Annotated in this window: 29 protein-coding genes and 1 pseudogene; 3 read left to right on the top strand and 27 right to left on the bottom strand. The window is 44.2% G+C overall.

The window, feature by feature from the left end; genetic code table 11:
* Positions 1-4: 4 nt before the first annotated feature.
* The 21 genes from CA598_RS08410 to CA598_RS08310 form a co-directional block, all read right to left on the bottom strand.
* Positions 5-1,717, bottom strand: coding sequence for a terminase large subunit (locus tag CA598_RS08410; RefSeq protein WP_094876220.1), 1,713 nt, complete (start codon positions 1,715-1,717; stop codon positions 5-7).
* Positions 1,714-2,040 (bottom strand): hypothetical protein, encoded by a 327-nt coding sequence (locus tag CA598_RS08405; RefSeq protein WP_094876219.1) that lies wholly within the window; start codon positions 2,038-2,040, stop codon positions 1,714-1,716. Before CA598_RS08405 ends, CA598_RS08410 begins: the two co-directional genes overlap by 4 nt.
* Before the next feature lie 135 nt (positions 2,041-2,175).
* The gene (locus CA598_RS08400; protein ID WP_094876218.1) at positions 2,176-2,859 is read right to left on the bottom strand and encodes an HNH endonuclease signature motif containing protein; all 684 of its coding nucleotides are present in this window, start codon (positions 2,857-2,859) and stop codon (positions 2,176-2,178) included.
* Entirely contained in the window at positions 2,859-3,605 is a 747-nt protein-coding gene (gene terS, locus CA598_RS08395; protein WP_094876217.1) for a phage terminase small subunit, read from the bottom strand. Before terS ends, CA598_RS08400 begins: the two co-directional genes overlap by 1 nt.
* Positions 3,606-3,846: 241 nt before the next feature.
* Positions 3,847-4,407: a tyrosine-type recombinase/integrase gene (locus tag CA598_RS08390; protein WP_094876216.1), complete on the bottom strand. Its 561-nt coding sequence runs from the start codon at positions 4,405-4,407 to the stop codon at positions 3,847-3,849.
* Positions 4,408-4,582: 175 nt separating this feature from the next.
* A complete protein-coding gene (locus CA598_RS08385; protein ID WP_094876215.1) occupies positions 4,583-5,074 on the bottom strand; it encodes a hypothetical protein in 492 nt (163 codons plus the stop codon).
* Positions 5,075-5,172: 98 nt separating this feature from the next.
* A complete protein-coding gene (locus CA598_RS08380; protein ID WP_094876214.1) occupies positions 5,173-5,382 on the bottom strand; it encodes a hypothetical protein in 210 nt (69 codons plus the stop codon).
* A 2-nt stretch (positions 5,383-5,384) separates the two neighbouring features.
* A complete protein-coding gene (locus CA598_RS08375) occupies positions 5,385-5,687 on the bottom strand; it encodes a hypothetical protein (protein WP_094876213.1) in 303 nt (100 codons plus the stop codon).
* A gap of 4 nt (positions 5,688-5,691) precedes the next feature.
* The gene (locus tag CA598_RS08370; protein WP_094876212.1) at positions 5,692-6,207 is read right to left on the bottom strand and encodes a hypothetical protein; all 516 of its coding nucleotides are present in this window, start codon (positions 6,205-6,207) and stop codon (positions 5,692-5,694) included.
* Between the two features lie 39 nt (positions 6,208-6,246).
* Positions 6,247-6,783 (bottom strand): DUF2786 domain-containing protein, encoded by a 537-nt coding sequence (locus CA598_RS08365; protein WP_094876211.1) that lies wholly within the window; start codon positions 6,781-6,783, stop codon positions 6,247-6,249.
* A 70-nt stretch (positions 6,784-6,853) separates the two neighbouring features.
* Positions 6,854-7,042 (bottom strand): hypothetical protein, encoded by a 189-nt coding sequence (locus tag CA598_RS08360; protein WP_143812401.1) that lies wholly within the window; start codon positions 7,040-7,042, stop codon positions 6,854-6,856.
* A 76-nt stretch (positions 7,043-7,118) separates the two neighbouring features.
* Positions 7,119-8,489 (bottom strand): replicative DNA helicase, encoded by a 1,371-nt coding sequence (gene dnaB / locus CA598_RS08355; RefSeq protein WP_094876209.1) that lies wholly within the window; start codon positions 8,487-8,489, stop codon positions 7,119-7,121.
* Positions 8,452-8,802: a hypothetical protein gene (locus CA598_RS08350; protein ID WP_094876208.1), complete on the bottom strand. Its 351-nt coding sequence runs from the start codon at positions 8,800-8,802 to the stop codon at positions 8,452-8,454. Before CA598_RS08350 ends, dnaB begins: the two co-directional genes overlap by 38 nt.
* Complete coding sequence (locus CA598_RS08345) at positions 8,780-9,586, bottom strand: DnaD domain protein (protein WP_094876207.1); 807 nt, start codon at positions 9,584-9,586, stop codon at positions 8,780-8,782. The genes CA598_RS08350 and CA598_RS08345 overlap by 23 nt, the downstream gene beginning before the upstream one ends.
* Before the next feature lie 21 nt (positions 9,587-9,607).
* The gene (locus tag CA598_RS08340) at positions 9,608-9,796 is read right to left on the bottom strand and encodes a hypothetical protein (protein WP_094876206.1); all 189 of its coding nucleotides are present in this window, start codon (positions 9,794-9,796) and stop codon (positions 9,608-9,610) included.
* A 12-nt stretch (positions 9,797-9,808) separates the two neighbouring features.
* Entirely contained in the window at positions 9,809-10,114 is a 306-nt protein-coding gene (locus tag CA598_RS08335; RefSeq protein ID WP_094876205.1) for a hypothetical protein, read from the bottom strand.
* A gap of 115 nt (positions 10,115-10,229) precedes the next feature.
* Positions 10,230-11,114, bottom strand: coding sequence for a hypothetical protein (locus CA598_RS08330; RefSeq protein ID WP_094876204.1), 885 nt, complete (start codon positions 11,112-11,114; stop codon positions 10,230-10,232).
* Entirely contained in the window at positions 11,111-11,380 is a 270-nt protein-coding gene (locus CA598_RS08325) for a hypothetical protein (protein WP_094876203.1), read from the bottom strand. The genes CA598_RS08330 and CA598_RS08325 overlap by 4 nt, the downstream gene beginning before the upstream one ends.
* Before the next feature lie 9 nt (positions 11,381-11,389).
* Positions 11,390-11,905, bottom strand: coding sequence for a helix-turn-helix transcriptional regulator (locus tag CA598_RS08320; protein WP_094876202.1), 516 nt, complete (start codon positions 11,903-11,905; stop codon positions 11,390-11,392).
* 132 nt (positions 11,906-12,037) lie between these two features.
* Entirely contained in the window at positions 12,038-12,280 is a 243-nt protein-coding gene (locus CA598_RS08315) for a hypothetical protein (protein WP_094876201.1), read from the bottom strand.
* 16 nt (positions 12,281-12,296) lie between these two features.
* Positions 12,297-12,563, bottom strand: a complete 267-nt coding sequence (locus CA598_RS08310) for a helix-turn-helix transcriptional regulator (protein WP_094876200.1) — start codon at positions 12,561-12,563, stop codon at positions 12,297-12,299.
* A gap of 163 nt (positions 12,564-12,726) precedes the next feature.
* On the opposite strand from CA598_RS08310, the gene CA598_RS32205 reads away from it, so the two are divergent.
* Both CA598_RS32205 and CA598_RS08300 read left to right on the top strand, forming a co-directional pair.
* A complete protein-coding gene (locus CA598_RS32205) occupies positions 12,727-13,197 on the top strand; it encodes a hypothetical protein (protein WP_179283614.1) in 471 nt (156 codons plus the stop codon).
* Between the two features lie 209 nt (positions 13,198-13,406).
* A complete protein-coding gene (locus CA598_RS08300; RefSeq protein ID WP_094876199.1) occupies positions 13,407-13,634 on the top strand; it encodes a helix-turn-helix domain-containing protein in 228 nt (75 codons plus the stop codon).
* Between the two features lie 165 nt (positions 13,635-13,799).
* On the opposite strand, the gene CA598_RS08295 is transcribed toward CA598_RS08300, so the two are convergent.
* Positions 13,800-14,138 (bottom strand): LytTR family transcriptional regulator DNA-binding domain-containing protein, encoded by a 339-nt coding sequence (locus CA598_RS08295; protein ID WP_094876198.1) that lies wholly within the window; start codon positions 14,136-14,138, stop codon positions 13,800-13,802.
* 187 nt (positions 14,139-14,325) lie between these two features.
* On the opposite strand from CA598_RS08295, the gene CA598_RS08290 reads away from it, so the two are divergent.
* The gene (locus CA598_RS08290) at positions 14,326-15,903 is read left to right on the top strand and encodes a recombinase family protein (protein WP_094876250.1); all 1,578 of its coding nucleotides are present in this window, start codon (positions 14,326-14,328) and stop codon (positions 15,901-15,903) included.
* Positions 15,904-15,931: 28 nt separating this feature from the next.
* Here CA598_RS08290 and CA598_RS08285 read toward each other — a convergent pair.
* The 5 genes and pseudogenes from CA598_RS08285 to CA598_RS08265 all read right to left on the bottom strand — a co-directional run.
* A pseudogene (locus CA598_RS08285) lies at positions 15,932-16,129 on the bottom strand (manganese catalase family protein); the annotation flags it as partial.
* A gap of 50 nt (positions 16,130-16,179) precedes the next feature.
* Positions 16,180-16,446 carry a spore coat protein CotJB gene (locus CA598_RS08280; RefSeq protein WP_094870385.1) on the bottom strand — a complete coding sequence of 89 codons (267 nt, stop codon included), beginning with the start codon at positions 16,444-16,446 and terminating at the stop codon, positions 16,180-16,182.
* Between the two features lie 3 nt (positions 16,447-16,449).
* Complete coding sequence (locus CA598_RS08275; RefSeq protein WP_094870384.1) at positions 16,450-16,668, bottom strand: spore coat associated protein CotJA; 219 nt, start codon at positions 16,666-16,668, stop codon at positions 16,450-16,452.
* 209 nt (positions 16,669-16,877) lie between these two features.
* Positions 16,878-17,903 (bottom strand): AI-2E family transporter, encoded by a 1,026-nt coding sequence (locus tag CA598_RS08270; protein ID WP_094870383.1) that lies wholly within the window; start codon positions 17,901-17,903, stop codon positions 16,878-16,880.
* A 48-nt stretch (positions 17,904-17,951) separates the two neighbouring features.
* Positions 17,952-18,446 (bottom strand): DedA family protein, encoded by a 495-nt coding sequence (locus CA598_RS08265; RefSeq protein ID WP_094870382.1) that lies wholly within the window; start codon positions 18,444-18,446, stop codon positions 17,952-17,954.
* Positions 18,447-18,453 lie beyond the last annotated feature (7 nt).

Here is an 18,453-nt window from a genome sequence, read left to right as displayed (position 1 = left end):
TATTTCACCCCGCTCTCTTTACCAAATCCAGAAATTCAGTCCGGTTGTCGATGTAAACCTTGTACACGAAGATCATTGTCACCGTTCCATCAATCTTCTTCTCATCCTTGCCTTGAACTTTAACGGGCCGGATCTCCATTTTGCTATTAATCTCAAATGCCGTATTCTCCAGGCACCAGCGGTCAATAGGATGCTGATTGTAATTGATCAGCTTGCTTTGTAAATCCGCTTTGACCAGCTTCATCGGCTCCGATAAGCTTCCGTATTCCTGACTGATCCGCACCATATCGAAGCCATACTCTTCCATTTCCTTGACCCAGTAGGTTGCCGACCATTTGTCATAACCTACTTTGTAGAACCGGATGCCATAGTCGCGGAATAAGCGCATGAACCAGGCGGTAACATGCCGGAAGTCGTTCTCATTACCATCCGACACCGTGACCAAGTCGAGCGCTGTCCATTTGTCGAAACGCTCCTTGTCCTCCCTGGACAGATTCGCGATCTTAGATGCGGGAACAAAGTAATGTTGGCAGGTATATTTCTTACCGTCCTTCATCAGCAGCGCCCGAGCAGAAGCAAGGTCGCCGGACTTGGAAAGGTCAACGCCACCAATGGCAAAAGCCCCGCGGAATTGTTCGATATCGAAAACATCCTCGTTGGCAATGTCCTGATCCATCAACCAAGCTGCAGCGTTATTTTGTTTGACATTGAAATCCTTTGCCAGCACGAACGCCCGCATCTCCTGATTGGTCTTGGACTCTTCAACCATTTTTCGAAGGAAGCTCCATTTCTTAATGCTCCCAAGTCCGGGGTTACTTTTCGTCCAAGTCTTCTCATCCCTCCATACTTCCTGTTCACTGTCCTGCGTGTACATCCAGATCAGCCAGCGGCGGCGGTCCAGCTCATGGCTTAAAACCTGCCGAGCCTCCCGCATACGTCCGTCAAGGTAGCCCTCATTCGTAAATCCCTCAGTCGTAAGCTCAATATAAAGAGGCTCATCCTGAGTGGATAGAGCCTGACGGATTGGCATAGTGCTGGTGTTGTCCTTCATCTCGTGAACTTCATCCACCGCACCCACGCCGATATTCCGGCCTTCCTTCGCGCCAGTCTTAGCAGAGATTTTACGAATAGAGCCTTTGTTCCGGTATGAGAACTTTCCGGTATGAGTCGGCTTCTTCGGGTTTCCGAAGTAAATGCCTTTAATGTTCTTCCGGGTCTTCCGCTCCAGCGATTTACTCTCTTCCCGCATGGCATTGATCGCCTGGAACATTAGGTCAGCCTGTTCATAGTCGTTGCTGGAACACAGAGCCTTTAGTCCCTCCGGTCCACAGAAGAATTCAGCCAGAATCAAAGCGGATATAAGTGGGGTCTTGCCATTCTTACGCCCAACCAAGTATAGAATGTCTTGGTAGAGCCTGACCCATCGGCCAATTTCATCATCAAATATTTTGAAGCTATAAATCGCCTCAATGAAAGCTTTCTGAAACAGCTCCAGAATAAACGGCTTTCCGGAAAATGGCGCTTCGTAATGTTTGCACTTGGTTTCAATCAGGCTAATCCGCTTGTGAGCATCAGCAGTGTCGAATCGAATATCAGGATCACGCATGTTTTCCTCAAGGATATCGAACATCTGTACAAGTTCCTGCCCAACAATGATCTCACCAGCTCTGCACTTATACATATACTCATGTAGAAATGACGAATATGACCCACTCATTCGTAGTCTTCCATATCATCATCCGGGTCAAGTGCATTCTTGGAAAGCACACCGTTCAGTGTTTTTATGACCACTGCATACGCATTGACGTTCTTCAGGTACTGCCGCGCAGCTTCAACCGGCTTCTGTAGATCTGGATTATTCGGGTGGATCTTCACCATGCCAGTTGCCTTAAGCGCCTGCTTCAGAACGGCGTTTTCTGCTTTCAGGAACGCCGCATCCTCCATCAGCCCTTCTACCAGCTGAGCCTTAGCCGGATCAACATCGGAAAAGATGGCCTGCAACTTCGCCAACTCTCGACTGTAGACCTCCAATTTTTCCATAGAATTCAGCACCTCGATCCAATTTCAAAATTTTAGGCGTGTAAAATAAAAGGGTCCCCTCTACGGTTACCCAAAGCTGAAAAAATATTTTTGACCCGGGGGGGTCTGAGAAAAAAATAAAAAAAATATTTTTATTTATTCCTGAAATTTTTCGAACCATTTCTCAATGTAGCCGCGCCATTCATCCTTGCGATATCGCAGCTCCATGCTGCCTTCCAATCTTGCAAGGCAATCCTCCCGGCTCACTGGACAGTAGATCAGTTCAGCGCCAGTCTCTTCGGCAATTCGATCACGCTTGAACTTTTCGGGAAACCCGCCGATGATCCAAGCCGTCCCCCATTTTCCCAGCCGTGTCTTGATGTTGTCGATAAGGAAGTTCTGCACACCGATCACATTGCTGAACAGCGCATCCGGTTTGTCATAGTCAGGTAGGCCCGACAGCGCAGAGTATAGAAGATCCATGTTTACGATCAGATCCCCCCGACTCATCTGCTGCCGCACAAGATCCACCATCCCAGCTAGCGGCGGACCGTAGACTAAGAAGACCTCTTTCCTGTTCTGGTAGCCAAACCGTTTATGTTCCTGGTTATGGCAGTCGTAACAGACCAGCTCAACCAAATCCGGGTTAAGGCTAATTGAATGGTCGTTAACATTCTCAGGCGTTAACTCAATCTTATGGTGACCGATGATATCAGCGGGCTTACCAATGATACAGCCGCAGCGCTGGCAAGAGTTGCCGCGCTCCACGATCAGATTAAGCCGAAAGACTATCCACTTCTCTGATGTGTAAAACGTCTGGAGTATTGCATGCCTTGCCATTACCACGCCTCCGATCTGATCTTATTCACTTCAAGTTGCATACGCTCCACCTTGAGCTGCAGTTCTGCGGTTGTCAGCTCATTACGATCAAACTGATCGAGAAGCGCAATACACTTCAGCTTCCTGCCTTGCACATTTGATAGCTGGCCCTCTATTGCAAGCAGGCGCTCCAGCATTTGTGGAGTCTTTGTCACGGTCTCCACTTCAATCATCTCATGCTCAAGCTTCAACTCCACTTCAAGGAAACCATGAGCATCAAAGGTAGGAGTGTCGCCAAAATCCTCGACTACTTTCTTGAAGCGCTCTTTCTTGGACTGGACAATCGTTGCATCCCATCCCTGCTCAATCTCTCGGCTGTACCGCATAAGGCGGTATTCCCGGTATTCAAGCAGCGATACTTCATTGATGAGGATCTGACGAGGATCTGTTTCCATCGTCATGAGCTTCATCTTATGCTCGGCGGCGATCTCGCTCATCCACATGGATTCATACATGCCGTGCTTCCAGCCATTCTTATTCCCCGGTGGAGCGCCGCCGCCTTTATTGCCCTCGGCATTCTTATTCCCAGGCTGTCCGCCGCGCTTTCGGCTTGGCTTCGCCTCCCATGCATCCTCATGCTTCCATTTCCGTATGAGCGAAGCAGCTACATCCATCTTCTTGGCGATGTCCACCAGTGGCATTGTCCGGCCACTTTTCTCCCACATACGGAATGCTTTGTCACGTTTTTCACTGCGGCCCCTACCCACTCATTCAAACACCTCCGCACGACATTCGAGTTTGGACAGTACACTTTTAACAGTTATTTACAATCGTTACTTTACTGGCCTAAAGGCTGCTGCTGCTAAACCCCTCAAAAACAGGCTTTGAGTGAACCATAAAGGAATTCTGGTGCAGTAGAACATTCTTCTATTTTTTCTGTTCCTTCATATAATGTATCCATCCTTTCTTTACTGAGTGCGACACACGCCTAATTGTGGTGCGCTAGAATCAACGCATACGCATGGTTGCACGGTCTAAAAGGTCTTGTGTCAGGCCAATATACCGTAATGTAACCCGCATATCGCTATGACCGAACGCATCGATTAGTAACGGTAGATTTCTCTCATCTTGTTTATATAGCCGATATCCCCACGTTTTACGAAGCGTGTGGTTGCCAAACTCTTCAAGATCGAAATGTTTAGCTGCATCGTTAAGAAACCGATAAGCCGTTGAACGATCTATCGGCTGTTGCTTAAGCTGACTTATTTTTTTCTTTTGCCTACTGGCGAACAAAAATTCGTCATCTGCTTTACCTTTAATGAATTCATCTAAATCTTTGCGAATGCTATGATGAACAAGGAATCTCTTATTGTTCTTGTTCTTTTGCTCGACTTTACTAATATAGTCGTGCCTAGCATCTCTGACTGAAAGTGTTAGTAAGTCTGAAACCCGAAGCCCTGAGTAAATACCCAAGCAAAAGAAAAGATAATTTCGCATGCTTCGGCTCCGAAAATAATACTTCATACCATCAATGATCCGTTCATCGCGGATCGGCTGGACTACTTTCATATCACCACCCCAGTATTATGAACATGAAAAAAAAGCCGCCCAGTTAAGAGCGACTTTCTTAGAAATACATTTTGTGTCTCGCCTAAATTTCTACGATATCAATATATCACGGAAAAAGGTTCAACGGTGGATCAGCTTAGGGTCAATGTAAGGTCACAACTGGGTCACAATCGGGTCAAAAATTCACTACATCCTTATCAAAGAAACATAGAGTTTTGAGGTTGTTGGCAATCATGATAGCTCCTTCTTTGGCTTTACGCTTTATGGTGCTGTCTCCCACGTCCCGTTTGAAGAACAGACATGTTTCCTTCATTGTAAAGCCCTGAAAGTATCGGTAATCTATTACCTTTTTAGTTTCATCATCTATAATAATATTGTGTGCCCGTTTAAGTGCCTCATCTCTGTATCGGTACTGCTCATATACCAGGCGTTGCTTTTCAGCAAGGATCACCGCATTCGCCGTCTTATCAGCGTGCATTTCGTCCTGATCTACCCGTCGTGCGACTTCACCGTCAATAGCAACTTGCTGCATGTCTGACTGGTGATTCTCATAATCATCCATCAGAAGCCGCATTTTCCGATATTCCATTAAAAGGACTTTGGTTCGTTCTATCTCTGCCAAGCTTGCACTTGGAAACAATTCCCCTTGTTCCAATACCATTGCCATTCCCCTCAATCCCCTTTATCAGTTATAATGGGTTGAGGTTAAAAGTTGACTTTCATTGACCCCCAGCCCCCGCCAAGGATTAGGGGGTCTTTTTCTGTCTATGCATATCTCGATCCACGCGGCATCTTCCCATCTTCGTCAAGAACAATATCACTGAGTATGATTGCTGATGATGCTGGGATATACTGACCTTTGAATTCTCCGAATGTTATGCTGTACCCATTCTTTTCACGCTGCGCCCGGAATGACACTCCTGAAACAATACTTCCAGCTGCCGAATTAATATTTTTGACTGTTTTGATGATCACTTCTACGCCTCCTTTTGCCGATTTTCTGTTATCCTCGCATCTTTCGGTATTGATACCCAAGCAAATCCTCTCTTATCTCCACCTGGATCTTCAAGCAGATAAGAATAGCCTTTCGGGACGAAATCGCCTGGATGAATCCGTAAATCTCCAAATGCTGTTTTTATTATGTAATGCTGAGCCAGTTCTGACCGTGGGCATACATAAAGCTGCATTCGCTCGATCTTGCCGCCCTTGCGAATTACCTTGCTAAGAGCCATATTGATCATATTCACGGCTTGTGGATGGATTGGGGATAATGTGCTCAACGCCTCAGCCTCTTTTTTGAAAAATTAGAGCGTTAATATTCCCGTATTTCTTGTACACTGATTCAATCCCTCTGCGTCCGCATTCCTGAGAAGAGACAAGCGGTTCTGATGCTGCTCTTTCCCAATCCCAGCCGTTGCGAACTCGCGCATAAAAGGTGTTTCGGGAAACTCCATTACTGGCTGCCTGCTTAATCAATTCTTCTGGATAATTACGTTTTACAGGATTCTGCTTCTTCATCTGTTCAGCGCGCTTCTCATTAGTCAAAAGCGGTTGAGTAGCTGCGCGTTCTGGCGTCCATTTTAAACTTACACGGTTAATGAAATTTTGATACGGGATACCGTTCTTAGCCGCGATCTCAATCCATTCTGAGTGATTTTTCAGTTTCCGTGGAGGTATTCGAACTGCCTGTTCTATACCCCAAGCAGCAACTCGAACCCTCCAATCTAGAGTCCCGCGTTTGATACCGTTGTATGCTGCCCGTTCATAGTCTTCAGGGGAAATATAATATTCATAAGACATTTTCCGTTTCACTCCTTCACCGTGTATTCGTACTGCACATCAATCATTTTCTATCATTTTCGTCATGGTGCGCCGTTCCATGCCCTCCATCATGAAAGATAGCCTCAGTTCTTCTTCTCGTGATAGAGCCTTACCAGAAGTTGTTGCCTTGGCTTTTTCTTCAGAAGGAAATAACTTGTTTTTGTTCATGAATGCGCTATAGAATAACTTCAACTCTTCCTGCATCGCTCGCTTGTAGAAATCAAAATTCAGTTCTATTTCCAAACGTTCTGCTGCCGTACAATAAGCGCCTAAGACTTTATGTTTCCTCTTTGAAGCTCCTAATTTGCTGTAAAAATCACAATCCCCAAGCACCATATAAAGGATCTGATTCAGTAGCCGAAGTTCCGAATCGTCATGATACCTGAACCATGCGATTTCCACCGTTTCGGCACCGATGTCACTTTCCGTGATGCCGTATTTCTCCATGAGCTTTTCAAGCATCCTTTGCGCGGATTCCTTTTCTCCATCAACTCCACGCTCAGCCAAAGCTTTTAGCCCCTTCAATTTTTCTAACATTTTTTCCTTATCGTACATCTTTCTAATTACCCTCCTTCTTGCACCGTATGCGTCTATTGTTCAGCATCCTTCGTACTGCGCAGTATCATTATTTATTTTCCAACTCATAACGAACATGATCGAGATACAAGGTATTAGCTGACTCATCGAATTTAAAATATTGCTCGATATCATTGGCGGTATCAAGAGATCCAAATCCACCGTTACAGAGATATACAAACAACTCAGCATCAAGCGGTAATGTCTGCAAATAGTCAATCAAATCCGCGATAGTCATTATTTTTTCATCCATGCAATTCACCTTCCTTCGCTGTATGCGTCTACTCTGCGCCAATGCCCAGCTTTCTTTATTTTCAGGCTGGCTGAGGCAAGTTATTGACATGCGCCCTTTCGTAATTCACGAACTTGTTAAAATTCTTGAGGAACACAAGTTCAACCGTTCCAGTAGGACCATTACGCTGCTTAGATATGATGATTTCGATAATGTTTTTCTTCTCGGACTCCTGGTTGTAATAATCATCCCGGTAAAGGAAAGCTACAATATCTGCATCCTGTTCAATAGAACCAGACTCTCGAAGGTCACTCATCATCGGACGTTTGTCCTGGCGTTCTTCAACTTTACGGCTGAGTTGGGACAACGCGATAACCGGCACATCCAATTCACGAGCTATTTGCTTCAACACTCGGGAAATTTCTGAAACCTCTTGTTGTCGATTTTCCCCACGTTTTCCACTACTTCCCTGGATCAGCTGCAAGTAATCAATGATGATCATTCCAAGACCCTGTTCTCTTTTCAAACGCCGACACTTGGCTCGAATATCATGCACGGTGACAACTGGATCGTCAGCAATTAAAATGTTCTTGTCTGCAAGAGAAGAAATACCAATGGTCAACTTACCCCAATCATCGTCACTGGTGATATCGCCCATTCTCAGGTCATTAGCGTCGAGATTAACCTCAGCGCACACCATACGTTGCATAAGCTGTTGCTCTGACATCTCCAAGCTAAATACAGCAATAGGTTCATTAGTTAATTTAGCAGCATTTTGAGCAATATTAAGGGCAAATGCCGTTTTACCTACAGATGGACGAGCCGCGACAATAATCAGATCCTGCTTTTGAAACCCGCCCGTAAGCTTGTCCAAATCTTTAAATCCGGTCTCTTTACCGCTAATGGTTCCACTCAGCCGGTTACTAACCCGTTGCTCTATCGTTTCGATATAAGCAATTCCGATTTCTCTCGTTGATTTGAAATCCTGCTTAGGCGCGGATTGATCGGATAGCGCGGCTGACTTGGTAAGAGCATGGGACACTACAGCATCGGCATCCTCACTTTCATGAACCATTTCAATTAGCTCATAAGCATTCTTCAAGGCTTCTCGCAAAGTGAATTTGTTGTTGAGGATGCCGATAAAATATTCGATGTTCGCTGCAGTTGGTGATGATCGAGCAATTTGGGAAAGGTGATGAACGCCACCAACCTTATCCAGGCTTTTCCACTGTAGAAGTGCCCCCGTCAGAGATCGGATATCAATTTGCTCACCCGCGTTGTGAAGCTCAACCATTCCTGAGAAGATCGTTCGATTCATCGGATCATAGAACACTTGTGGTGCTAAAGAAATCGCCTTATCTATAGCATCACCAGTGGTATCAATCATGATTGCTCCAAGAACAGACCATTCTGCTTCAATGTCGTGCGGTGGCTCCTGATTTAAGGCGCGCATATAGTTCCTCCTTCCATCCCGCAGGTACTGGCTTAGCGGCAGCTCGGGATCTGTCTCTTTCGGCAAAATACTCTGATGTCTGATCCTTGAGAAGTCCCTTATCTCGTAGATCCCCTGACCCACCACGGATTTGCGCAATCTTAGGAGGCCATGGATTAGTTAGCATGTGTTGCCGGATGTTTTCGTAGGCAACGTCAAAAGGGAAATCCTTCAGGTTTTCATAAAGCCGATTAATTTCTGAATCGCTTGTATCAACCTGGTTATACTCTTCTGCAATTTTTACTAGCAAATCAATGACTTGCGCTCGCTTCAATTTGCTTTTCCTCCTCTGCTCTACGCCGTAGGTCAGCAAGCTTGTCTACCCTGCCACCCTGCTTCTTTGGTGTATTGCCACCGGACTTCGGCGCTCTGTTGGTTGTCGATTGCTGGGAAGCGTCAAACGCAGCATCCAAGGCAACTGCAGCAGATATCGTAATCGCCCCGGCGTGAAAGTAATCATCCAAAATCGTGGTAATAAGATTGAACCGATACCCCTTGGAAGCTAAGCCAGCTCTTTCGATAGCTCTTATCACGACAGCTTCTTCCAGACCGTCCTGGTCGATGTACACACCCAGTTTATTTGCCTGGATGGGGTTACACTCGAACCCGAATACTCTTTTGTGGGCCATGTAATAGGATTCATATTCCGTCTGATCAGCAGATGAAGAAGAAGAAGAATTAAGGTCTTTAAAAGATCTTAATAATGCTGAACCTTTTACCTCACCTTTTACCTCATGCTTTACCGCACGTTTTACCTCATCTTTTACCGCATTATTTGAGGTAAAGAAGGTTAGCCGATACTTTCCAGCTTGCTGCTTACCCTGATTCTTGTATTCAATCCGACCTTTTTGGATCAGCGTGTTCCTGTGCTTGGTCAGTGAGTTTTCCGAAATGCCCACCTTCGCCTGAAGCAGGGGATTGGTTACGGCAAACCACTCTGGATATCCACTCTTATTTGCAATCACCATGAGGTGCACGAGCAAAGTTTGTGCGGATGGCTCCAATGGGTTTGTTTCGAGCCAATCTGTGAAGGCGGTCATTTCGTCCGCAAAATCCATAATCTCACCTCTGCTGTCTCATCATCGTTTGCCCTTCTTAGCTGGAGGGCGTTTTAAAATCTCCGTAATGTCTGTTCGCAGGATAAAGGCTAATTCGCCGCCTTCCTGCCGGAGTTTCGCCCAAGGTCGAGCAATACCCCATATATCCGTTATTTCACCTGATAGCCCGGAGCTTGTCCGAACGGTGTCGCCCTTGAGAACGAGTAGCATAAGCCCGCCTCCTTATCTCGCTAAGCGAAGTAGCAGAGCTTCTCGCAGTATTTCCGTGTTCTTGTCGTCTAAGCGATCAGCTTGCGGGATGTCGATGGTGTTAATACCATTGAACAAATGAAGAGCACATGTGAGCATAAATCTCTCAGAAGGACTCCAACTTTTTGAAGCTTTAATCAATTCATCCACATGGACAGTAAGTTCTTCAAAATCAACAAATTCCGGCTTCGACAATAATTGCTTAAGCTTGTTATGATTCATAAAGATGTGAAGCAGCCCCCGCCAGTAACGATCCTGAAGTAAATGATCAGGTATCATAATGCCGTTCCCCTTTCAATTAGATTCTGATGCGTCAGCCGCATCTTGGAATCCCGGACGGAGGAAAGGTTATTTCTAAGGTCCGACATTCCAAGACAGGGGCTGAAGCCCTGCCCTATTTGCTTTCTGACTCATTCGGTTTGCCGACCTTTGGTTTGGCAGCCTGACTATTCGCTTTCACCTGCTTGCTATCTGAAAGTTGCTGACGAAGCTTATCCAAATCGGCGTAGAGTCTGCGCTGCTCCGCATTGTTTGCCTCACGTTCAGCATTAAGCTGGTCTTGAAGCTGACGGCGCTCTGCAAGCAAAGCCTTCTCTTGCTCCAACTCAGCGCGGGAACGAAGCTCGGACAATTCACGTTCGTGCTTAAGCGCATCTTCATGGGAGGCTTCCGCCTTCCGCTCAATCTTTCGCGCCTGTTCTTCGGTTAACTTGGATAACTCGGTTAACCGTTGATCTACCGCCTTCGCTTGGTTAACTGATTCCTGCTGATCGGCAACGAGTGCGGAAAGTGAATCAATACGCCCCTTGTATTCGGAAATCAACTGTTCGCCCCGTTCGTTCGCTTGCTGGAGCTGCTGAACATGCTTTTCGAGCTCTCCGATTTGCTTCCGCTGTTCGGCCCCGGCTTGAGTTTCGTTTTTCAACTCAACTGTGATGTTGCGGATTTCATCCTGTTGGGTCGCGATTTCACTTGACACGTCTGCAAGTCGAATGGCGTGATCTTCACTCAGTTGGGACCGTAGATGGCTTTCCGTCTGAATCATTCCAAGGAACAGTTCAGTCATTCTGCGGGTATGAAACCCCATTTCGTCAAGCTGTTTGGAATATCCGGCGTATTCCCCGTTCTTTAACTGCTCCATTTCGTAGAGCGCAGCAAGATGAAGAAGAAACTCTTCTTGATCTGCAAATCCCGAAGCAGCGAACAAATCATCAATAAATTTCTTGTTGTCTGGAGTCACTTTGAATCCCTTAGTAACTGTTTTTTTATCATCACTCATAGCCGTGCCTCCTTGCGTTTTGGCTGATCTACGGTTAAAATGGACACAACGAGGCTCTTTAGACGGAATCTCAACTGCGACTGCCCTGACCGGCGGTCGTTTTTCATTTCAAATTTTGCAATGCGGATCATGGTATTCAGATAAATCTCTGCATCCCCGACTTTCCCCGGCAACATCTTGTCCGGCTGTTTACGGATCACCTTCAAGTTATGGGTGGCTGTCTTCCCGGCTGCTCTTGCTTCGGCAACCAATGCTGTTCTTTCCATCTCTCTACCTCATTTCACATAGTTTTTTGCTTTAAGCTCTGCCCGATGCTCTGTCCAAAGGGCTATGTATGAAAATTCATACTTTTGGCAAAGTGCAGCAGCATTATGAGTAAGCGCCGTTATTGCCTCAAGCTGTTCCATGATGCCGTTTTTGATATTCTCTCGGTCCCTATCCTTTAGTTGTTCAAGGCTCTTAGTGATCGGTAGGGTAAGCAGCGCCTGCAATGCTTCCTGAATCTCTTCGATAGTTTTGATATGCGTTGAGCTGGGATGAAGATCGGCGTTATTGAGCCAGGGGACCGAAGCACCCCCGGTTACCTCAGCTGCCGCAGCCAGTATTAATTGAGCATCATCATAATGAGTCGCTGTAGCCTGCATCACCTGTTTGGAAGCTTTGCGGCTACCATTAACGATCTTACCGATTTGTGAACCATCTACATGGGCGGCTTGCCCAACTTTAGCCAAGGTGACACCCTTGCGCTGCATGACTTCTTTTAGCGCTTCGGGAAAATGTCCAACTGCCATATCAATTCCTCCTGTAAATGTCCAAATATAGGGAATGCTTTTGGACAGAGGCGTGATGTATGATTAATCCAAGCAATTCCCCTTGCCGATGCCATTCCCCGCCCGCCTATGCGATATGCAAGGCGGGATTTGTTATATATGAATTCCTTGTTTGCGGAGCTTCTTAATGATGCTCCAACCCGCCAAGTGAAACTCACGTTCTACTTGTGCGATGGCTTCCGGTGTACGAGCTACAAAATCATCACAAAACTCAATTTTGCTTTCACCGATCCAGACCGTTTTAACGACATTGCCTTCTGGGAGCGAATTTTTACTACTCACTGCCGCATCACCTCTTGATCTATGTGTATGCAGCTCATTGAGTGGGACAGCCATTATATCTACCTCCTGTCTATGCTGAGGTGCAAAGTCGTTTCAGTACTTCAGGTGGTATCTTTTCGCGGTAAGCAGCTGCCATTAATTCGACTGGATCAATGTTAAGGATTTTTGCTAAAGCATCGTTTAAATTGTCACTAGCTGGAGGCAGCTTACCGTTTTGAAGTTTACTGATGTATATCTTGTTAGTTTTCCGTCCAAGATTTTCGAGTCTCTCTGAAATCTCATTAAGAGTCAACTTTTCTTTTCTGATGGAGTCTTTCAGCATCTCAGAATATTTCATTTGTTCACCACCAAGTTGATATTTTTATGTTTACTTTGTAACACAATAATATCAACACAACATAATAATGTCAACTATAAATAATATAAAAATATCAACGGGCACTAATTGATATTTTAATGTCAATAATGAGATAATAGGTTGTTGAAGGAGGCTGAAAGCATTGAATTATGCAGAACTTTTAAAGAATTTTATAAATCGTTCTAAACTCACCCTGGACGACATTTCTTTAGAACTTGAAAAAAGAGGACTGTCTGCAAGCAAACAATACCTAAGCAGACTACAAAACGGAAAAAACCCACCTGCATCAGATGCACTCAATAGAGCGCTAGCTGAAATTACCGGTGGGGACGTTGATTCACTTCTTTTAGCTGGACATATTGAAAAAGCCCCCGATGAGATCAAACCGATTCTCGCGGAAGCTTCAAATTCAGGTTATTTAGTGAAAAAAGGAGATACGGTTAACGAGTCCTCAACAAAATACAATGTTGATTTAAAAGACGATATAGAAACCCAGAAAAAAATTGATTTCTTCAGGCACTTAGAAAGCGATTTAGGACTTGACCTCTCCGATGTTGAAGTTCAAAAAAAACTCAAGAGAGCAGCAAAAATCATATTCTCCAGTGAAGATTGATTTAGTATGTTCAGATAACTTGTAAATTTGCTCGTCAGATAAACTCAACCCACCCAATGTTTTGTTAAGCATCTTTTCGTTGTCTGTAGAATCCATCTTGTCACCATCCGATTCGTGGGTGATTTATTTAACCATCTTAACATAAGAGCATATGTTCGTAAACGTTCTCTTGTTCTCAAAATTTAGAAAACTATTAAGGAGTAGGGACGATGCGGTATGAACCGGATCGTTGCCGCCTCTTGGAATTGTATAAATTGACCGGTATATCTCAGCGCGAGGTGCATATTAGCACTGGATATCCTGAGAGTCAATTATCTGACTATGCCCATAACCGCACTAAAATGGGATTCGGAACAGCGATAACAATCAGTAAAGCAATGAAGCTGTCCAACCCTGAAATGCTGTATACCTGGCGCATAGTCGAAATATCCAAGTGAGGCGCGGAGGTTTATCCTCCCGATCCGGTGCGAACTTCAAGAATTCTTGAAGTCTAACCCGTGAGTTTCTGCCTTTTCTATATTATACATGGGTTGTTTCGCGTATTATGTCATATATTGTCGGTTTTGGAGTGCAACTTAAGGGGGTTCAATTGCAGCTTTTATTTATCTATAGCGGCTTCGTCCAGCAACTGCAATTTCCGAATTATCGACAAAGGTCACAATTAAGACACCTTTGTCTCTTTTACGTCCTTTGATACGGTTCTTATTAACCAAAGTTGATTTGTCATAGTAAGTAAATCCAAACTGACTCAAAGCACCTGCAAGATCACGGAGAGTTACAATCGGAGCATATGACCCACCCGTAGTGTGGAAGGCTGGCAGTGGTTCTGCCGATCTACCAATACTAAACATCGTGATATAATTTACTGATTGTATCGGGAAAATCACGAAATCGGATTCCTCACCTGTCCTGCCTTCGATTTTTACTCCTATAATCTTCATACCCTTAATCTCCTCTGATAATCATGCTGTTGTATCAATAGTAGAGGTATCGGAAGAAAAAATCTCGTTGTAATATATGGAACAATCTTCCGTAAAGTCCCACTTATGGTGCTATGGTGTTTGACTTCCATCTGCTATAAAATAAGCACATAATGCTAGAAGTCATTGGGAGGTAACCGATTTGAGCATGAACATATTTGAAGATTACGCTCTTTATTTACGCAAATCTCGTGCAGATATGGACGCAGAAGCTCGTGGCGAAGGGGAAACTCTTAAAAAGCATGAAACAGCGCTGCTTGCAATTGCTAAAAAAATGAATATAAATATCTCAAAGATATATAGAGAAATTGTTTCAGGTGAAAGGGTTGCTGATCGTCCAGAAATGCAGCAACTTCTGCAGGATGTTGAAGATGGGAAATGGGCAGGTGTGTTAGTAATGGAAATTGAGCGACTTGCCCGGGGAGATACTATGGATCAAGGGTTTGTTGCACAAGCCTTTAAATATAGCGGCACCAAAATCATTACTCCGGTTAAAGTCTATGACCCTGACAATGAATTCGACGAAGAATACTTTGAATTCGGGTTGTTTATGAGCCGCCGCGAATACAAAACTATCAATCGCAGGCAGCAGGCTGGGCGGATTCAGTCCGTCAAAGAGGGTAACTACATTGGGAACACCCCTCCCTATGGCTATAATAAAATACGATTAGAGGATAAGTCATACAGCCTAACACCTAATCCTGAACAGGCTCCAATCGTTAAAATGATCTATGATATGTATACGACTCAAAACATGGGCATGGGTAACATTGCGAAAAAGCTCAATCTCCTTGGTGTGCCAACTGCCAGAGGTTCATTATGGGTTGTAGCAACAATCAGCGGAATTTTACAAAATCCGGTTTATAACGGTGAAATCGTATGGAATCGGCGCCCAGAAAAGAAAACTCGTAAAGATGGCCAGATTCAGAAAAAACGTCCTGAAGTATCAGAAGATCTTTGGATTAGAGTACCTGGAAAGCACGAAGCAATTATTACTAAGGAGACATGGGATATGGCTCAAAGAATCCTTAAGGGAAGATATCATGTCCCAGCTCCTTCAGGAGTAATAACCAGTTCTTTAGCAGGACTTGTAAGATGTTCTTTATGTGGGCGTTTGATGGTGCGACGTCCATATTCAAATCAATCTGAACCATCTCTTATATGTGTGACTCCTCTGTGTAAACAAATCAGTTCACAGTTTATTTTAGTAGAAGAACGTATTCTTGAGGGTTTGCGGATCTGGATCAACCAGTATAAAGCAAAATGGGACAACAATATGCCTGTTGAAACGGAGAATACCGATGAGCTACTTAATACCAAATCTCTGATAGTTAAGGATCTGGAGAAAACATTAGGGGAATTGCGGCAGCAGTCCAGTGCTTTGCATGATTTATTAGAACGTGGGGTGTACAGTATTGAAGTGTTTATGGAGCGATCCCAAAACCTGTCTGAAAGAATTGCCGATGCTGAAAATGGGTTGTCTGCAGCAAATGAAGAATTAAATCTGGAGAGACATCGCAGAGAGGCAAAGGCGGGGATTATACCTCAAGTGGAGCATGTCCTAGATGTGTATGATAAAATAGACGATCCATCCGAGCGCAATAGTCTGCTAAAATCAGTGCTTCAAGGCACCGTATATAGCAAGGAGAAACGAGGGCATTGGAGGAAACCAGAAACCATGCGGGAATTCGACATGCGATTGTATCCAAAACTGCCTGAGCAATGAGGTTATTTCTTTACTGATAACCTCATTGCGCTGATTCTTCTGTAGAAATATCGTTCAAAACGCCAATAACTTTATCCGGTATCGTGTATCTTTGATTCATATAGCGCAGGGCTGCGGCCAGCTCGCCGTCTGCTCCTCCGTATTGCTCACTTAAATAACGCGCCATCCGGATATCACATTTGCCGACCCGTACCGGATATTGCAGCTTCTTCTCATATATCCACATTCGGGAACTTCCCCTCCTCTAGAAACTTAGTTATTTACAGTACACACTTCTTATACCTGCCAAGGCCAAGGCGTCTGATTCCATTCCCACGGACATTTCGAATAAGCGCGGCCAAAATTCTGCAGCGGACCATATAATTCCTGAAATTGATTCGCTAGCTTGGTACGTTCCTGAGTCAGCTGATTAAATTGTTCAATACTTCTCAAATCATCAGGATGAGTATTTAGATATAAGTTCAACTCCACTAAGGCAAAGTCAAGTGTCTGCAGCTGCTCAAGCAATTCGTAATAACGTTGGTCGCAAGGATTTGCCTCCATAGTCTATTTCCCTCCTCCTTTGCACTTGGACTCATACGGACTGTAAAATGCTGGCCATAACGTGCCATACCTTAGAGCCTCCTGCAAACTAAACTGAGGTAAATCTGGCGGCTGAAAATTAACGAATTGATTGGGTGGAACTACATAAGTCTTAAACGGCACCGGCGGGCAAGGATCAAATGGGCCCCTAAAGGGGGTGTACCTCCGTACCTGTGATTCCATCTTTTCGTACCTCCTTTGTTCCTGTTCCTTTTTTGAAGAATCTGAACATAGCTTCCTTAGCTAACTTATGACAGCAGAACACAATATAAAACGTTATTTACAAAAAAATCTCTCAGGCTTGTACTTTTCGTGTAATTACACGACAAATAAGCTGCCTTCGGAAAAGTACCGAAAACAGCTTGTAACTTGGATCATATTGAGTATTAAGATCAAGACTTCACTTTTTCGGACGACTCTTCGTGGGTAATCTCAAGGATATCCAACATAAATACAAAGATGGGAATACCAAGAAGAAGTCCCCACACACCTATATAATGCTCAGAAAACAACAACACGATAAAGGTGTAGAACATCGGCAAATTCATTTTTGTAGACATCAACTTAGGATTCAAGAAATAGCCTTCGATAAAATGCAATACCGCAATAATCCCCAGCACATAAGTGACTGTTGTCAGACCACCGATGTTGTAGCCGATGATTAAGAGCGGAATGAGCGAAATCAAAAAACCAACCACCGGAATGAGACTGAGCAGAAAAATCAAGATCGAAAGGGCAAATAAATATGGGAAGTTAAGCAGCCACAAGCCAATTACAGTAAGACAGGTGTTGAACATGGCAATGAGAATTTGTGCTTCAATTACTTTCCCAAAGGAAACGATGAATTTTCGGCTGAAATACTCCAAATCTATATAAAACCAGGCAATCCGGCTCTCTCTCATCCTAGAAGTGAAACTGACGACCCGGTTCTTCTCCAGAATAAACACAAAACTTAGAATGGTCGATATAACAAATGTCGCACCCCAGTTGCTAACCTTCAGCACATAATCGATACCTCTTTTGATGTAGGACTGATAGTTAAGGTCCCTGAACATATCATACAAATACAATGTAATCTTGTTCTGCGGAAGATCTTCTGATTTGAGATTGGTAAGGAAGATGGTTAATTGCTTAATCTGTTCCAATACTTTAGGGAGATATTTAGCAAGGGCCAGTACAATCACTGCGATTAAAGCGAGGTATAAAATGACAATAATCACCTTACTGTTGACCTTCATAAATTTACCGATTTGTTTACTAAGCAATGTCTGAAAGCTGTTCATGACAAAAGCAATCAAAAACGTCAGCAACACCAGATTAAGCATCCCTCGAATACTGAACAGCAGCAACCCGATAAGTGCGAGAATAAAAAAACGCCTGGTGGTTATATTCGCGTAGAATCGCTTCAATACATTCATAGATCTTGCTCCATTCAATTGCGATTAATATTGCTGATCATCCATTGGCTATAAAAAGGAAAACCTTGCCCCCACAAAAAAGCCGATGGAAACAAAAAGGAGTGACCAGGTTAGGGCTCCTGCAGTCGTTATGAGTATATATTTTTTGAAAGACATCGCACTGATTCCTGAGATATAGCTTGATACATGCCTCAGACCGGGAATGAAATAGGCAATAAAAATCGCCCAGTTGCCGAACCGCAAAAACCATCTTTTCATACTGGCAAAACGCTTGGGTGTAAGTCCAACCCACTTGCCGAATTTTTCTACCACAGGTTGCCCTAGTCTTAAACCAATGGTATAGCTGATAAGCATTCCTGTGATAGATCCCATGAAACAAACCAATACAGAAAGTGAAAAGTCCAAAACCATAACGGATGATAAATAGCCTACAAACAGCATTAACACCTCATCCGGTACAGGAAGTCCGATAATCCCAAGTGCCATAAGGGCAAATATGGCTAAATATCCGTACTGCGAAATGATCTCAATAATCCAAGGCATGGGTGTA

Origin of the sequence: Paenibacillus sp. VTT E-133291 (genome assembly GCF_002264395.1) — a bacterium.
Classification (GTDB): domain Bacteria; phylum Bacillota; class Bacilli; order Paenibacillales; family Paenibacillaceae; genus Paenibacillus_AQ; species Paenibacillus_AQ nitricinens.
The sequence above is the reverse complement of the archived record's forward strand: the minus strand, read 5'-3'. Positions and strand labels throughout refer to the sequence as shown.

Coding starts and splice junctions, on each gene's coding strand:
- CA598_RS08410 (WP_094876220.1), bottom strand. CDS start 1,717: ATGAGTGGGTCATATTCGTCATTTCTACATGAGTATATGTATAAGTGC.
- CA598_RS08405 (WP_094876219.1), bottom strand. CDS start 2,040: ATGGAAAAATTGGAGGTCTACAGTCGAGAGTTGGCGAAGTTGCAGGCC.
- CA598_RS08400 (WP_094876218.1), bottom strand. CDS start 2,859: ATGGCAAGGCATGCAATACTCCAGACGTTTTACACATCAGAGAAGTGG.
- CA598_RS08390 (WP_094876216.1), bottom strand. CDS start 4,407: ATGAAAGTAGTCCAGCCGATCCGCGATGAACGGATCATTGATGGTATG.
- CA598_RS08385 (WP_094876215.1), bottom strand. CDS start 5,074: ATGGCAATGGTATTGGAACAAGGGGAATTGTTTCCAAGTGCAAGCTTG.
- CA598_RS08370 (WP_094876212.1), bottom strand. CDS start 6,207: ATGTCTTATGAATATTATATTTCCCCTGAAGACTATGAACGGGCAGCA.
- CA598_RS08365 (WP_094876211.1), bottom strand. CDS start 6,783: ATGTACGATAAGGAAAAAATGTTAGAAAAATTGAAGGGGCTAAAAGCT.
- CA598_RS08360 (WP_143812401.1), bottom strand. CDS start 7,042: ATGACTATCGCGGATTTGATTGACTATTTGCAGACATTACCGCTTGAT.
- dnaB (WP_094876209.1), bottom strand. CDS start 8,489: ATGCGCGCCTTAAATCAGGAGCCACCGCACGACATTGAAGCAGAATGG.
- CA598_RS08345 (WP_094876207.1), bottom strand. CDS start 9,586: ATGGATTTTGCGGACGAAATGACCGCCTTCACAGATTGGCTCGAAACA.
- CA598_RS08340 (WP_094876206.1), bottom strand. CDS start 9,796: ATGCTACTCGTTCTCAAGGGCGACACCGTTCGGACAAGCTCCGGGCTA.
- CA598_RS08335 (WP_094876205.1), bottom strand. CDS start 10,114: ATGATACCTGATCATTTACTTCAGGATCGTTACTGGCGGGGGCTGCTT.
- CA598_RS08330 (WP_094876204.1), bottom strand. CDS start 11,114: ATGAGTGATGATAAAAAAACAGTTACTAAGGGATTCAAAGTGACTCCA.
- CA598_RS08325 (WP_094876203.1), bottom strand. CDS start 11,380: ATGGAAAGAACAGCATTGGTTGCCGAAGCAAGAGCAGCCGGGAAGACA.
- CA598_RS08320 (WP_094876202.1), bottom strand. CDS start 11,905: ATGGCAGTTGGACATTTTCCCGAAGCGCTAAAAGAAGTCATGCAGCGC.
- CA598_RS08315 (WP_094876201.1), bottom strand. CDS start 12,280: ATGGCTGTCCCACTCAATGAGCTGCATACACATAGATCAAGAGGTGAT.
- CA598_RS08310 (WP_094876200.1), bottom strand. CDS start 12,563: ATGAAATATTCTGAGATGCTGAAAGACTCCATCAGAAAAGAAAAGTTG.
- CA598_RS08300 (WP_094876199.1), top strand. CDS start 13,407: ATGCGGTATGAACCGGATCGTTGCCGCCTCTTGGAATTGTATAAATTG.
- CA598_RS08295 (WP_094876198.1), bottom strand. CDS start 14,138: ATGAAGATTATAGGAGTAAAAATCGAAGGCAGGACAGGTGAGGAATCC.
- CA598_RS08290 (WP_094876250.1), top strand. CDS start 14,326: ATGAACATATTTGAAGATTACGCTCTTTATTTACGCAAATCTCGTGCA.
- CA598_RS08280 (WP_094870385.1), bottom strand. CDS start 16,446: ATGGAGGCAAATCCTTGCGACCAACGTTATTACGAATTGCTTGAGCAG.
- CA598_RS08275 (WP_094870384.1), bottom strand. CDS start 16,668: ATGGAATCACAGGTACGGAGGTACACCCCCTTTAGGGGCCCATTTGAT.
- CA598_RS08270 (WP_094870383.1), bottom strand. CDS start 17,903: ATGAATGTATTGAAGCGATTCTACGCGAATATAACCACCAGGCGTTTT.
- CA598_RS08265 (WP_094870382.1), bottom strand. CDS start 18,446: ATGCCTTGGATTATTGAGATCATTTCGCAGTACGGATATTTAGCCATA.